The organism is Methylobrevis albus, from assembly GCF_015904235.1.
GTDB lineage: Bacteria > Pseudomonadota > Alphaproteobacteria > Rhizobiales > Pleomorphomonadaceae > Methylobrevis_A > Methylobrevis_A albus.
In genome coordinates this window covers 228,522-242,252 of record NZ_JADZLT010000049.1, presented here as the reverse complement: position 1 = coordinate 242,252, position 13,731 = coordinate 228,522, and the positions used below count along the sequence as shown (strand labels likewise).

The 13,731-nt window shown below is 71.2% G+C and carries 12 protein-coding genes; 10 read left to right on the top strand and 2 right to left on the bottom strand.

All coding sequences use genetic code 11. The annotated features are described in order from the left end of the window. The first annotated feature begins 25 nt into the window (after positions 1 to 25). From I5731_RS08340 to I5731_RS08330, 3 genes are read left to right on the top strand one after another with little or no spacing between them, the layout of a single operon-like run. On the top strand, positions 26 to 766 hold the full coding sequence (locus tag I5731_RS08340; protein ID WP_197310899.1) for a heme ABC transporter permease: 741 nt from the start codon (positions 26 to 28) through the stop codon (positions 764 to 766). Beyond that, positions 763 to 984: a heme exporter protein CcmD gene (ccmD, locus tag I5731_RS08335; protein ID WP_197310898.1), complete on the top strand. Its 222-nt coding sequence runs from the start codon at positions 763 to 765 to the stop codon at positions 982 to 984. Before I5731_RS08340 ends, ccmD begins: the two co-directional genes overlap by 4 nt. Continuing rightward, positions 981 to 1,601: a DsbE family thiol:disulfide interchange protein gene (locus I5731_RS08330; protein WP_328838428.1), complete on the top strand. Its 621-nt coding sequence runs from the start codon at positions 981 to 983 to the stop codon at positions 1,599 to 1,601. Before ccmD ends, I5731_RS08330 begins: the two co-directional genes overlap by 4 nt. A gap of 286 nt (positions 1,602 to 1,887) precedes the next feature. Here the strand turns inward: I5731_RS08330 and I5731_RS08325 are convergent, their stop codons facing one another. Further along, positions 1,888 to 2,940: an aldo/keto reductase gene (locus I5731_RS08325; RefSeq protein ID WP_197310897.1), complete on the bottom strand. Its 1,053-nt coding sequence runs from the start codon at positions 2,938 to 2,940 to the stop codon at positions 1,888 to 1,890. Between the two features lie 148 nt (positions 2,941 to 3,088). Continuing rightward, positions 3,089 to 3,703 carry an arylesterase gene (locus I5731_RS08320; RefSeq protein WP_197311169.1) on the bottom strand — a complete coding sequence of 205 codons (615 nt, stop codon included), beginning with the start codon at positions 3,701 to 3,703 and terminating at the stop codon, positions 3,089 to 3,091. Between the two features lie 257 nt (positions 3,704 to 3,960). Between I5731_RS08320 and I5731_RS08315 the strand changes: the two genes are divergently transcribed. The 7 genes from I5731_RS08315 to ilvD all read left to right on the top strand — a co-directional run bounded on the left by I5731_RS08315 (position 3,961) and on the right by ilvD (position 13,626). Next, positions 3,961 to 4,695 (top strand): ABC transporter ATP-binding protein, encoded by a 735-nt coding sequence (locus I5731_RS08315; RefSeq protein WP_197310896.1) that lies wholly within the window; start codon positions 3,961 to 3,963, stop codon positions 4,693 to 4,695. Positions 4,696 to 4,697: 2 nt separating this feature from the next. Further along, complete coding sequence (locus I5731_RS08310) at positions 4,698 to 7,265, top strand: ABC transporter permease (protein ID WP_197310895.1); 2,568 nt, start codon at positions 4,698 to 4,700, stop codon at positions 7,263 to 7,265. A gap of 144 nt (positions 7,266 to 7,409) precedes the next feature. Then, the gene (mtaB, locus tag I5731_RS08305; RefSeq protein WP_197310894.1) at positions 7,410 to 8,693 is read left to right on the top strand and encodes a tRNA (N(6)-L-threonylcarbamoyladenosine(37)-C(2))-methylthiotransferase MtaB; all 1,284 of its coding nucleotides are present in this window, start codon (positions 7,410 to 7,412) and stop codon (positions 8,691 to 8,693) included. Between the two features lie 241 nt (positions 8,694 to 8,934). Continuing rightward, positions 8,935 to 10,173, top strand: a complete 1,239-nt coding sequence (gene ftsY, locus I5731_RS08300) for a signal recognition particle-docking protein FtsY (RefSeq protein WP_197310893.1) — start codon at positions 8,935 to 8,937, stop codon at positions 10,171 to 10,173. Then, positions 10,170 to 10,844 carry a septation protein A gene (locus I5731_RS08295; protein WP_197310892.1) on the top strand — a complete coding sequence of 225 codons (675 nt, stop codon included), beginning with the start codon at positions 10,170 to 10,172 and terminating at the stop codon, positions 10,842 to 10,844. The genes ftsY and I5731_RS08295 overlap by 4 nt, the downstream gene beginning before the upstream one ends. Next, the gene (locus tag I5731_RS08290; protein ID WP_197310891.1) at positions 10,841 to 11,443 is read left to right on the top strand and encodes a DUF2585 domain-containing protein; all 603 of its coding nucleotides are present in this window, start codon (positions 10,841 to 10,843) and stop codon (positions 11,441 to 11,443) included. Before I5731_RS08295 ends, I5731_RS08290 begins: the two co-directional genes overlap by 4 nt. 335 nt (positions 11,444 to 11,778) lie before the next feature. Continuing rightward, a complete protein-coding gene (gene ilvD / locus I5731_RS08285; protein WP_197310890.1) occupies positions 11,779 to 13,626 on the top strand; it encodes a dihydroxy-acid dehydratase in 1,848 nt (615 codons plus the stop codon). Positions 13,627 to 13,731 lie beyond the last annotated feature (105 nt).

The window sequence follows — 13,731 nt, the reverse complement described above, 5'->3', positions numbered from 1 at the left end:
CGGGGGCAGGGCTACATACGGGCTCATGTTCCAGCGCCTGACCGCCCTCGCCAACCCGACCCGCTTTCTCGGCCTCGTCGAGAGGCTCGGCCCGTGGCTGGTCGGGCTCACCCTCGCGCTGTTCGCGGTCGGCCTCTACGGCAGCCTCGTGCTCGCCCCGCCGGACTACCAGCAGGGCGAAACCGTGCGGATCATGTTCATCCATGTCCCCGCCGCCTGGCTCGCGATGTTCACCTACGCGCTGATGGCCGTCTCGGCGCTCGGCACCCTCGTCTGGCGCCATCCGCTCGCCGACGTTTCGGCGAAAGCCGCAGCCCCGCTCGGGGCCGCCTTCACCTTCCTCGCCCTCGTCACCGGCTCGCTCTGGGGCAAGCCGATGTGGGGCACCTGGTGGATCTGGGACGCGCGCCTCACCTCGGTGCTGGTGCTCTTCATCATGTATCTCGGGCTGATCGCGCTCTGGCGCACCATCGAGGACCCGACCCGCGCCGCCCGGCTCGCCGCGATCCTGATCCTCGTCGGCACGGTCAACCTGCCGATCATCAAGTTCTCGGTCGACTGGTGGAACACGCTGCACCAGCCGGCGAGCGTGATGCGCCTCGACGGGCCGACCATCGATCCGAGCATGCTGTGGCCGCTGCTGGTGATGGCGCTCGCCTTCACCAGCCTGCTGACGACGCTGCACCTCTACGCCATGCGCAACGAGATCCTGCGCCGGCGCATCCGCAGCCTCGGCCTCGCCGCCGCCGCGGGCACCGCGTCATGACCGGGCTGCTCGGGCCGCACGCCGGCTTCATCCTCGCGTCCTACGCGATCACCTTGGCGGTGATCGCCGGACTGATCCTCTGGGTGCGCGCCGACCACCGCGCCCAGCGCGCCCGCCTCGCCGAGCTCGAGGCCCGCGGCGTCCGCCGCCGCTCCGCCGCCGCCCGCGGCGAGGCCGCCGCCGCAACCGCAACCGCCGCCCCGGAGCCGCGCCCGTGACCCAGCCGACCCCGCCGGTGCGCACGGCAAGCGAGATCCGCCGCCGCCGCGTGCTCGCCTTCCTGCCGCTCGCCCTCTTCCTCGGCCTCGCCGGCCTGTTCTACGTCCAGCTCTACGCCGGCGACCCGCAGACGCTGCCTTCGGCGCTGATCGGCCGCCCCACGCCCGACTTCGCCCTGCCGCCGGTGCCGGGCCTTGCCCGCGAGGGGCAGCCGACGCCGGCGCTCGCCCGCGCCGATCTCGTCGGCGGCGGCGTCACCCTCGTCAACGTCTGGGCGTCGTGGTGCGTACCGTGCCGCGATGAGCACCCGGTGCTGATGGAGATGGCGGATGACCCGCGCTTCCGCCTCGTCGGCCTCAACTACAAGGACGACCCCGGCAACGCCGCCCGCTTCCTCGGCGACCTCGGCAACCCCTACGCCGCCGTCGGCTCCGACCGCACCGGCCGCGCCGGCATCGACTGGGGCGTCTACGGCGTGCCCGAGACCTTCGTCGTCGACGCCGACGGCCTGATCCGCTTCAAGTTCATCGGCCCGCTGACGCCCGAGGACGTGACGGAGAAGCTGCTGCCGGAGGTGGAGAAGGCGGCACGGCCGCTGGAGACGGCGGGGTCCTAGGTCTGATTTGCGGCGAGGGCGGTGAACTGCTGCACCGCCGCTGACCCCTCCCGACCCCGCTCCGCGGGGCCACCCTCCCCACGAGGGGGAGGGATGGTTCCGCTGCGAGGATGAGTTCTGACATCGAGGCCGCTGACTTGGCAGCGTCTGCCACTCTCTCAGCGCCCGCGGGTCTGACATCCCTCCCCCTTGTGGGGAGGGTGGCCCCGCGGAGCGGGGTCGGGAGGGGTCAGCGGCGCTGCCGCGAACTCAGCCCGCACTTTGAAAAAGATCCCAACAAAACCCCTCACGTGCAGGGATTGCCGATCAGCTGGTGCGCCGCATCCACCGCCGCCTCCATCTCCGCCGTCACCACCACCTCCGCCGACGCCAGCGCCACCTCGAGTTGCGCGATCGAGGTCGCGCCGATGATGTTCGACGTCACGAACGGCCGGCTGGTGACATAGGCGTTGGCGAACAGCGCCGGATCGAGCCCGAAGTCGCGCGCGATCTTGATGTAGGTGGTGAAGGCCGCGGCGGCGCCGGGCTTCTCGTAACGCTGCAGCCGGTTGAACAGCTGCTTGCGGCTGCCCGCCGGCAGCGCGCCGTTCTCGTACTTGCCGGTGAGGTAGCCCTGCGCCAGCGGCGAATAGGCGAGCAGGCCGACCTGTTCGCGCATCGCCACCTCGGCGAGGCCGACCTCGAAGCTGCGGTTGACGAGGTTGTAGGCGTTCTGGATCGAGACCACGCGCGGGCCGACGCCGCGTTCCGCCGCCGAAACGAAGCGCATCGTGCCCCAGGCGGTCTCGTTGGAGAGGCCGATGTGGCGGATCTTGCCGGCGGTGACGAGGTCGGCGAGGACGGCGAGCGTCTCCTCGATCGAGGTCTCGTCCGGCGCGGGCGCCAGCGGCACGAAGCGCGCGGCGTTGCTGCCGAAGGAGGCGACCTCGCGGTCGGGCCAGTGCAGCTGGTAGAGGTCGATGTAGTCGGTGCCGAGCCGGCGCAACGATTTCTCGACCGCTTCCTCGATCTGCCGCCGGTCGAGCCGGCCGGGCGAGCCGTCGTCGCGGAACCAGGTCATCGCGGTGCGGCCGACCACCTTGGTCGCGACGATCATCTTGTCGCGGTTGCCGCGCGCCTTCAGCCAGGAGCCGACGATCTCCTCGGTGCGCCCCTGCGTGTCGGGCTTCGGCGGCACCGGGTAGAGCTCGGCGGCGTCGAGGAAATTGACGCCGCGGTCGGCGGCGAGGTCGAGCTGGGTGTGGCCCTCGGCCTCGGTGTTCTGCTCGCCGAAGGTCATCGTGCCGAGGCAGATCGAGCTGACGCGTATATCGGTGCGGCCGAGGCGGCGCAGGTCCATGGCAGGGCTCCGGGAATCGGGCGGGCGGGAACGGCGGGAGAAATTATCGTGCGATCACGAATGATCGCTGTCTACGCCATCACGCCCGCGCCGAAAACCCCGCATCTGCGCCGCGGACCGCACCCCTCCCCTGCGCCGGCGCGCCGGCTCAGCGCTTCGCCGCGACCCGCGCCACCAGTTGCTCGACCGACGGCAGGATGCGCTCGACGATGATGTCGACGCCGGCGGCGGTCGGGTGGATGCCGTCGGGCAGGTTCAGCCGGGCATTGCCGACCACGCCGTCGAGGAAGAAGGGATAGAGCAGCGCGCCATGCTTTTCGGCGAGCTCCGGATAGAGCCCGTTGAAGCGGCGGACGTAATCGTCGCCGAGGTTGGGCGGCGCGTACATGCCGGCGAGCAGCACCTCGAGCCCGCGCTCCTTGAGCCGGCCGAGGATCTGGTCGATCGCCCGGCGCGGCACGTCGGGGTCGACGCCGCGCAGCGCGTCGTTGGCGCCGAGCTCGACGATGACGGCGTCGGCGTCGGCGCCGATCGACCAGTCGAGCCGGGCGAGGCCGGCGCTGGACGTGTCGCCGGAAACCCCGGCGTTGACGACGGTGACGTCGTGCCCCTTCGCCTGCAGCGCCGCCTCGAGCCGGGCCGGAAACGCCTCCGCGCCGCTGAGGCCGTAGCCTGCGGTCAGGCTGTCGCCGAAGGCGACGATCCGCACCGGGGCCGCATCGGCGCGCACGGTCGCGGCGCAGGCGCCGGCGAGCATCACCATCACGAAGCCGGCCACCGCCACCCCGGCCTCACGCAGCGTGGACCGCCGCGGGCGGGAAGTCGGGCGGCCGGTTTGCGCCGTGTCGCGCATCGTCATTCGCGTCGTCTCCGCTTGCATCGGCGCCGAGCCCGGCCGCCGTTCCGGACACGAATCCGTGAATGGCGCCGGGGCTCCCACCGTCCCATATGGCTCAAGGGCCCGCTGCACTGCACAGTGGCGCGGCGAGCCCTTCTTGCAGGCATATAGGGTGGTACGGCGTGGCGAAACCAGTGATCGAGCTCGAAAAGGTCGACCTCAGCCTCGGATCGGGCGCCGCCCGGGTCCATATCCTGAAGGGTGTCAGCCTCACCGTTCCGGCCGGCGAGACCGTCGGCATCCTCGGTCCGTCCGGCTCGGGCAAGTCGACGCTGCTGATGGTCACCGCCGGGCTGGAGCGCTCCGACAGCGGCGCCGTCACCGTCGCCGGCCAGCGCCTCGACACGCTCGGCGAGGACGACCTCGCGCGGTTCCGCGGCCGCAACGTCGGCATCATCTTCCAGTCGTTCCACCTGATGCCGACGATGACGGCGCTCGAGAACGTCGCCGTGCCGCTGGAACTCGCCGGCCGCCGCGACGCCTTCGACCGCGCCCGCGCCGAGCTCACCGCCGTCGGCCTCGGCCACCGGCTCGACCACTATCCGGCGGAAATGTCCGGCGGCGAGCAGCAGCGCGTCGCGATCGCCCGGGCGCTCGCCCCCGAGCCCGCGATCCTGATCGCCGACGAGCCGACCGGCAACCTCGACTTCGAGACCGGCAACGAGATCGTCCGGCTGATGTTCGAGGCCCGCGCCAAGCGCGGCATGACCCTCGTTCTCGTCACCCACGACCGGGCGCTCGCCGCCCGCTGCGACCGCACCGTCACCATGCGCTCCGGCGAGGTCGTCGGCGACGTCCGCCGCGAGGCAGATCCCGTTTCGACTCCGGCCGAAACCGCCCTCGCGGCGGAGCATTGAGCATGGCGGCCTTCGCCCCCGTCGCCGGCAAGCCGCCGCTCTCCACCGCGATGCGCTTTGCGCTGCGCGAACTGCGCGGCGGCCTCGCCGGCTTTCGCATCTTCATCGCCTGCATCGCCCTCGGCGTCGCGGCGATCGCCGGCGTCGGCTCGATCACCCGGGCGATCACCGCCGGGCTGGAGGCCGAAGGCGGCACCATTCTCGGCGGCGACCTGTCGTTCAACCGCTCGATGACCGCGCCGACCCCCGAGGAAGCCGCCTTCCTCGCCGGGCTCGGGCGGATCTCGACACTGGCCGAACTGCGCGCCATGGCCCGCAGCCCGACGACCCAGACCCTCGTCGAAATCAAGGCGATCGACGACGCCTACCCGCTCACCGGCACGATGCAGCTCGGCGCCGGCGGCCCACTGGACGCGGCCCTCGCCGCCGATGCGGCGGGCACCTTCGGCGCCGTGGTCGATCCGCTGCTGCTCGCCCGCCTCGACGTCGAAGTCGGCGACACGCTGGAGGTCGGCCGCACGACGGTGCGGATCGCCGATTCCATCGCCGCCGAGCCCGACAAGGTCGGCAGCGGCATCGACTTCGGCCCGCGGCTGATGCTGTCGCGCGAAGCGCTCGACGCCACCGGACTGATCCAGCCCGGCAGCATCATCCGCTACGAGACGCGGCTGAAACTGCCCGAGCCGGTGACGTCGGACCGGGTCACCGCGGTGGCGGACGCGGTGGTTGCCGCCTTTCCCGAGGCGAGCTGGCGCGTGCGCAGCCGCGACAACGCCTCGCCCGGCCTGCAGCGCAACATCGACCGCTTCGCCCAGTTCCTGACCCTCGTCGGCCTCACCGCCCTCGTCGTCGGCGGCGTCGGCGTCACCAACGCGGTGAAGAGCTTCCTCGACCGCAAGCGCGACAGCATCGCCGCCTTCAAGGCGCTCGGCGCGCCGGGCGGCTTCGTCGTCGCGGTCTACCTCGCCCAGATCCTCGTGATCACCCTCGTCGGCGTCGTGATCGGCATCGCCGTCGGCGTGCTCGCGCCCTACTTCGGCGGCGACGCGCTGGCGAACGTGCTCAACCTGCCGATCGTGATCGGCATCTACCCGGTCGAACTGGTGCTCGCCGCGCTCTACGGCATCCTCACCGCGCTCGCCTTCGCGCTGTGGTCGCTCGGCCGCGCCCACGACGTGCCGGTGAGCGCGCTGTTCCGCGACCGCGTCGCCCCGGAGACCCACCGGCCGCGGCTGATCTACATCGCCGCGACGGTGGCGTCGGTCGCCACCCTCGCCGGCCTCGCCATCCTGCTCGCCTACGACCGCTACGTCGCCGTCGTCTTCGTCGGCGCGGCGGCGGGGGCCTTCCTGCTGCTCTACGGCGTCGCGCTCGGCATCATGGCGCTCGCCCGGCGCGCGCCGACGGTGCGCTCGGCGGAACTCCGCCTCGCGATCCGCAACATCCACCGCCCCGGCGGGCTCACCGTCTCGGTGGTGCTGTCGCTCGGCCTCGGCCTCGCGCTGCTGGTCACCCTCGCCCTGATCGACGGCAACCTGCGCCGCCAGCTCACCGGCACCATCCCCGAGGTCGCGCCGAGCTTCTTCTTCCTCGACATCCAGTCGTCCGAGGCCGATGCCTTCGAGGCGCGAGTGCGCGAGGTCGCCCCCGGCGTCACCATCGAGCGCGTGCCGATGCTGCGCGGCCGGATCACCGCGCTGAAGGGCGTGCCGACCGACCAGATCACCCCGCCCGCCGACGCGCGCTGGGCGCTGGAAGGCGAGCGCGGCGTCACCTATTCGGCGGCGCTGCCCGAGGCCTCCACCCTCGCGGCCGGCAGCTGGTGGCCGGCCGACTACACCGGGGAGCCGCTCGTCTCCTTCGAGGACGAGCTCGCCGAGCTGCTGGACCTCGAGATCGGCGACCTCGTCACCGTCAACGTGCTCGGCCGCGAGATCACAGCGCGGATCGCCAACACCCGCAGCCTCGAATGGGAATCGCTCGCGATCAACTTCGTCATGGTGTTCTCGCCCAACACCTTCGCCGGCGCGCCGCACTCGGTGCTCGCCACCACCACCTTCGCCGACGAGCCCGGCGAGGCGGCAGAGATCGGCCTGATGAAGGCGGTGATCGAGAGCTTCCCGACCGTCACCGTGGTGCGGGTCAAGGAGGTGCTCGACGCCGTCAACGGCATCGTCTCCGACCTTGCACTCGCGATCCGCGCCGCCGCCTCGATCGCCCTCGTCTCCAGCGTGCTGGTGCTCGCCGGGGCGCTCGCCGCCGGCCACCGCCAGCGCATCTACGACGCGGTGATCCTCAAGACCTTCGGCGCCACCCGCGCCCGCGTGCTCGGCGCCTATGCGGCGGAATATCTGCTGCTCGGCCTCGCCACCGCGATCTTCGGCGTCGTCGCCGGCGGCATCGCCGCCTTCGGCGTGCTCGAAGGGCTGATGAACATCGACGCGGTGTTCGACCCCGTCGTCGCGATCGGCGCCGCCTTCGTCGCGCTCGTGCTCACCGTCGGTTTCGGCCTCGCCGGCACCTGGCGCATCCTCGGCCGCAAGGCGGCCCCGGTGCTGCGCGACATGTGACGGCCGCGGCGGGCCGCATCGGCAGGGGCGGCGGCGCGGCAACGGCCCCGCGCCGCCGCGGCTTTCAATCGCCGCCGTTTTCCGCCATATAGCGACCAATGCCGACGCCGGCGCCGCGCCGCGGCCCGAGGATCCAGCAAACCGATGCCCATCGACGTCATCACCTTCGGCTGCCGCCTCAACACGGTGGAGTCCGAAGTCATGAAAGCCCGCGCCGCCGCGGCGGGCCTCACCGATGCCGTGCTGGTCAACACCTGCGCGGTCACCGGCGAAGCCGTCCGCCAGGCGCGGCAGGCGATCCGCAAGGCGCGGCGCGACAACCCGTCGGCCCGCATCGTCGTCTCCGGCTGCGCCGCCCAGACCGCCCCCGAGATGTTCGCCGCCATGGACGAGGTCGACCTCGTCGTCGGCAACGAGGAGAAGCTCGGCGAGGCCGCCTACCGGTCGGTCGCCCCCGGCGCCAACGCCTTCGGCCTCGACGGCTTCGAGAAGGTGCGCGTCAACGACATCATGAGCGTGACCGAGACCGCCGGCCACCTGATCGAGGGGCTGGAGGGCCGCACTCGCGCCTTCGTGCAGGTCCAGAACGGCTGCGACCACCGCTGCACCTTCTGCATCATCCCCTATGGTCGCGGCAATTCGCGCTCGGTGCCGGCCGGCGCCGTCGTCGAGCAGGTCGCGCGCATCGTGGCGAACGGCTACGCCGAGGTCGTGCTCACCGGCGTCGACCTCACGAGCTGGGGCCAGGACCTGCCCGGCGCGCCGAAGCTCGGCCGGCTGGTGCGCCAGGTGCTCGCCCATGTGCCGGAGCTGAAGCGCCTGCGCCTCTCCTCGATCGATTCGATCGAGGTCGACCCGGAGCTGTTCGCCGCGATCGCCGAGGAGGAGCGGCTGATGCCGCACTTCCACCTCTCGCTCCAATCCGGCGACGACCTGATCCTGAAGCGCATGAAGCGGCGGCACCTGCGCGCCGACACCATCCGCTTTGCCCATGACGTCCGCCGCCTGCGCCCCGACGCAGTGTTTGGCGCCGACCTCATCGCCGGCTTCCCGACCGAGACCGAGGCGATGTTCGAGAACTCGCTCGCCATCGTGGACGAGTGCGGCCTCACCCACCTGCACGTCTTCCCCTATTCTCCCCGCCCCGGCACCCCGGCCGCAAAAATGCCGCCCGTCGAGAAGGCGGTGATCCGCGACCGCGCCGCCCGCCTGCGCGCCGCCGGCGACGCGGCCCTCGCCCGCCACCTCGCGTCCGAGGCCGGCCGCACCCGCAAGGTGCTGGTCGAAAAGCCCGGCCTCGGCCGCACCGAGCAGTTCACGCTGACCGAGATCGACGGCGGCGACGCCGGCGAGATCGTCACCGCCCGCATCACCGGGCATACCGGACGGGCGCTGACGGCGACGATGCTGGACGGGTGCGCGGCATGAGGGGGTTCTTCGGTTCGGGTCCTGCCGTGGGGCTCCCCCCCTCCCTGTCCCTCCCCCGCTTCGCAGGAGAGGGGACGATGGGCGATGGGACTTTCGCCAAACGAAGACTGCGCCGAACCGCATCGCTGATTGCGATGGCGGAGTTGCCTCCTTCGTCCCCTCTCCTGCGCAGCGGGGGAGGGACAGGGAGGGGGGAGGCGACCCGGCACGACCCGATCCACACCCTCATCAGGAGCTCCGCATGAGCGAGGAAAAATCCAGCTTCTTCAAGAAGCTGGCGGACTTCGTCGTCGCGAAGCCCGCGCCGAGCCCGCCGCCGCAGGAAGACCCGATCCCCCGCCGCAAGCCGGCCGACGAAGCCCCCGCCCCGCCCGCGGCCGAGGTGACGCCCCCGGCGCCGAAGCCGGTTGCGCCCCCGGTGGCAGCACCCGCCCCCACCCCTCCGCCCGTCGTCGCGGCCCCTCCGCCGCCGCCCGTCGTCGTGGCTCCCCCGCCGCCGCCGCCGATCGTCGCCCCGCCCACACCCGCCCCGGCTGCCGAACCGCCCGCGCCAAAACGCTCCTGGCTGCAGCGGCTGAAGGATGGCCTCTCCCGCTCCTCGTCCGCCATCGGCGACGGCATCGTCTCGATCTTCACCAAGCGCAAGCTCGACGACGAGACGCTGGAGGAACTCGAGAACGTCCTGATCCAGGCCGACCTCGGCGTGACGACGGCGACCGCGATCACCGAGGCGCTGGCGAAGGGCCGCTTCGGCAAGGATATTTCCGACGCCGAAGTCCGCGCCGTGCTCGCCGAGGAGGTGACGCGGGTGCTCAGCCCCGTCGCCAGCCCGCTGGTACTCGACGGGGCGCGAAAGCCGCACGTGCTGCTCGTCGTCGGCGTCAACGGCTCGGGCAAGACCACCACCATCGGCAAGCTCGCCGCGAAATTCCGCGCCGAGGGCCGCTCGGTGATGCTCGCCGCCGGCGATACCTTCCGCGCCGCCGCGATCGAGCAGCTCAAAGTCTGGGGTGAGCGCACCGGCACGCCGGTGATCGCGCGCGCCGTCGGCTCCGACGCCGCGGGCCTCGCCTATGACGCGCTGACGGAAGCGCGCGCCAAGGGCGTCGACGTGCTGATCGTCGACACCGCCGGCCGGCTGCAGAACAAGACCGAGCTGATGGCCGAGCTCGAAAAGGTGATCCGCGTCATCCGCAAGGTCGACCCGACCGCGCCGCACGACACCCTGCTGGTGCTCGACGCCACCACCGGCCAGAACGCGCTCGCCCAGGTCGAGGTATTCGGCCGCGTCGCCGGCGTCTCCGGCCTGGTGATGACCAAGCTCGACGGCACCGCCCGCGGCGGCATCCTCGTCGCCATCGCGGCGAAGCACAAACTCCCCGTCCACTTCATCGGCGTCGGCGAGGGCGTCGACGACCTCGAGCCGTTCGACGCGCGCGAATTCGCCGAGGCGATCGCGGGCCTGGAAGGAAGATCATGACCTCGAAGCCGGGATCCACGATCGAGCCGGGTCCGAACGAGCCGGGACGCAAGGCGGAAAACCCGCTGCTGAAGCTCGCGCTCGAGCTCGGGCCGCTGGTGATCTTCTTCTTCGTGAACTCGCGTGCCGAATCCCTGGTCGCGCGCTGGCCGGCACTCGGCGGGCTCGGCGGGCCGATCTTCCTCGCCACCGCCGTGTTCATGGCGGCGATGGCGGTGTCGCTGGCGATCTCCTGGTCGATGACGCGGCGGCTCGCCATCATGCCGCTCGTCACCGGCGTCGTCGTGCTCGTCTTCGGCACGCTGACGCTGCTCCTGCAGGACGACACCTTCATCAAGATGAAGCCGACCATCGTCAACACGCTGTTCGGCGCCGTGCTGCTCGGCGGCCTCGCCTTCGGCAAGCCGCTGCTCGGCTACGTCTTCGACAGCGCCTTCCGCCTCGACGACGCCGGCTGGTGGAAGCTGACGCGCAACTGGGGCGTCTTCTTCCTGATCCTCGCCGTGCTCAACGAGGTGGTCTGGCGCACCCAGACCACCGACTTCTGGGTCGGCTTCAAGGTCTGGGGCATCATGCCGCTGACACTGCTGTTCTCGGCGACGCAGGTGCCGTTGCTGATGCGCCACACGCTGCCCGAGCCGGCTGACGACGGCCGCGGGGGCGGCGCGTGAGTTTCGCCGGCACGGTTCCGCGTGGCCGTCCCGCCGGCCGACCCCTGTTCTGGACGCTCGTCTGCGCCGGGCTGATCGCGGCCACCGCCGCGATCCTCTACGCCATGGGCCGGGTGCCGATCTGCACCTGCGGCACGGTCAAGCTCTGGCACGGCGTCGTGGTGAGTTCGGAGAACTCGCAGCACCTCTCCGACTGGTACACCCCGTCGCACGTCATCCACGGCTTCCTGTTCTATTTCGCGACCTGGCTGCTCGCGAAGCGCTGGCCGATCGGCCTCGGCGCCCGCGCCGCGCTCGCCGTGGTGATCGAGGCCGCCTGGGAGATCACCGAGAACACCGACGCGGTGATCAACCGCTACCGCGAGGCGACCATCGCGCTAGACTATTTCGGCGACAGCATCATCAACTCGGTCGCCGACATCGTCGCGATGCTCGCCGGCTTCTTCCTCGCCCGCTGGCTGCCGGTCTGGCTCACCGTGCTGCTCGCCCTTGGCATGGAACTCGTCGTCGGCGCTCTGATCCGCGACAACCTCACCTTGAACGTCATCATGCTGCTCTGGCCGCTCGACGCCGTGAAAGCCTGGCAAGGCGGCGCCTGACGGCACGACCACTTTTTCCCTTCTCCCCCTGTGGGAGAAGGTGCCCGAAGGGCGGATGAGGGGTACAGCCTCACCGAGTCATCGGCGTCAGCGGCTGCCGCCCCCCTCATCCGGCCGCTCCGCGGCCACCTTCTCCCGCGAGGGGAGAAGGGATCGGCGGCGCCCTCGGATCTCCATCACGCCCCCGTCACCACCGCCGTTCACCCTCGCCGCGCGCCGGTGTTTCTGCTATAGGCGTCGGACTTCGCGCGCGGCCGGCACCCGGCCGGCGCGTGCCAGCAGCACCGGGCCGGGCGCCGACGATCGGCCGCCCCGCCGCCGACCGGACGAGATCCATGCCGCCATATCGCTCCCGCACCACCACCCACGGCCGCAACATGGCCGGCGCCCGCGGCCTCTGGCGCGCGACGGGCATGAAGGACAGCGATTTCGGCAAGCCGATCATCGCGATCTCCAATTCCTTCACCCAGTTCGTGCCCGGCCACGTCCACCTGAAGGACCTCGGCCAGCTGGTGGCGCGCGAGATCGAGCAGGCGGGCGGCGTCGCCAAGGAATTCAACACGATCGCCGTCGACGACGGCATCGCGATGGGCCATGACGGCATGCTCTATTCGCTGCCGTCGCGCGAGATCATCGCCGACAGCGTCGAGTACATGGTCAACGCCCACTGCGCCGACGCGCTGGTCTGCATCTCGAACTGCGACAAGATCACCCCCGGCATGCTGATGGCGGCGCTCCGCCTCAACATCCCGACCGTGTTCGTCTCCGGCGGCCCGATGGAAGCCGGCAAGGTCGTGATGCACGGCAAGACGGTGGCGCTCGACCTCGTCGACGCCATGGTCGCCGCCGCCGACGACCGCATCTCCGACGAAGACGTGCGGACCATCGAGCGCTCGGCCTGCCCGACCTGCGGCTCGTGCTCGGGCATGTTCACGGCGAACTCGATGAACTGTCTGACCGAGGCGCTCGGCCTCGCGCTGCCCGGCAACGGCTCGACCCTCGCCACCCATGCCGACCGCCGCCGTCTGTTCGTCGAGGCCGGCCACCTCGCCGTCGACATCGCCAAGCGCTACTACGAGCAGGACGACGCCAGCGTGCTGCCGCGCTCGGTCGCGAGCTTCAAGGCCTTCGAGAACGCGATGACGCTCGACATCGCCATGGGCGGCTCGACCAACACCGTGCTGCACCTGCTCGCCGCCGCCCACGAGGCCGAGATCGACTTCACCATGGCCGACATCGACCGGCTGTCGCGCCGCGTGCCGGTGCTCTGCAAGGTCGCCCCGGCGAAAGCCGACGTGCACATGGAGGACGTCCACCGCGCCGGCGGCATCATGTCGATCCTCGGCGAGCTCGAGCGCGCCGGCCTGATCGATGCGACGCTGCCGACCGTGCACAGCACCACCATGGCCGACGCGCTCAATCGCTGGGACATCACCCGAACGAGTTCCGAGAGCGTGCGCGAGTTCTACCGCGCCGCCCCCGGCGGCGTGCCGACCCAGGTCGCCTTCAGCCAGGCGTCGCGCTGGGACGATCTCGACACCGACCGCGAGACCGGCGTCATCCGCTCGGCGGCGCATCCGTTCTCGAAGGACGGCGGCCTCGCCGTGCTCTACGGCAACCTCGCCGAGGACGGCTGCATCGTGAAGACCGCCGGCGTCGACGAGAGCATCCTGAAGTTCTCCGGCCCGGCCCGCATCTTCGAGAGCCAGGACGCCGCGGTCGACGGCATCCTCAACGGCGGCATCGCGCCCGGCGACGTGGTGCTGATCCGCTACGAGGGGCCGAAGGGCGGCCCGGGCATGCAGGAAATGCTCTATCCGACCAGCTACCTGAAGTCGAAAGGCCTCGGCAAGGCCTGCGCCCTCGTCACCGACGGCCGCTTCTCGGGCGGCTCCTCGGGCCTCTCGATCGGCCACGTCTCGCCGGAAGCCGCCGAAGGCGGCACCATCGGCCTCGTCGAGCAGGGCGACCTGATCGAGATCGACATCCCGAACCGCTCGATCCGCGTCGCGGTGCCGGACGAGGTGCTCGCCGCCCGCCGCGCCGCCAAGGGCACCGGCACCTGGCGCCCCGAGGCGCCGCGCAAGCGCAACGTGACCCCGGCGCTCAGGGCTTACGCCGCGATGACGACCTCGGCCGCTCGCGGTGCGGTGCGGGATGTGAGCCAGGTGGAGAAGGGGTGAGGGGGAGACGGGGGCGAGGTTCTTGGAACCATCGGCCGTCATCCCCGCGAAAGCGGGGATCCAACTCACCCCGAGTGAGGCCGATGTGGTAGCGCCGAAGTCTCG

Coding starts and splice junctions, on each gene's coding strand:
- ftsY (WP_197310893.1), top strand. CDS start 8,935: ATGAGCGAGGAAAAATCCAGCTTCTTCAAGAAGCTGGCGGACTTCGTC.
- I5731_RS08340 (WP_197310899.1), top strand. CDS start 26: ATGTTCCAGCGCCTGACCGCCCTCGCCAACCCGACCCGCTTTCTCGGC.
- mtaB (WP_197310894.1), top strand. CDS start 7,410: ATGCCCATCGACGTCATCACCTTCGGCTGCCGCCTCAACACGGTGGAG.
- I5731_RS08310 (WP_197310895.1), top strand. CDS start 4,698: ATGGCGGCCTTCGCCCCCGTCGCCGGCAAGCCGCCGCTCTCCACCGCG.
- I5731_RS08295 (WP_197310892.1), top strand. CDS start 10,170: ATGACCTCGAAGCCGGGATCCACGATCGAGCCGGGTCCGAACGAGCCG.
- I5731_RS08325 (WP_197310897.1), bottom strand. CDS start 2,940: ATGGACCTGCGCCGCCTCGGCCGCACCGATATACGCGTCAGCTCGATC.
- ilvD (WP_197310890.1), top strand. CDS start 11,779: ATGCCGCCATATCGCTCCCGCACCACCACCCACGGCCGCAACATGGCC.
- I5731_RS08320 (WP_197311169.1), bottom strand. CDS start 3,703: ATGGTGATGCTCGCCGGCGCCTGCGCCGCGACCGTGCGCGCCGATGCG.
- ccmD (WP_197310898.1), top strand. CDS start 763: ATGACCGGGCTGCTCGGGCCGCACGCCGGCTTCATCCTCGCGTCCTAC.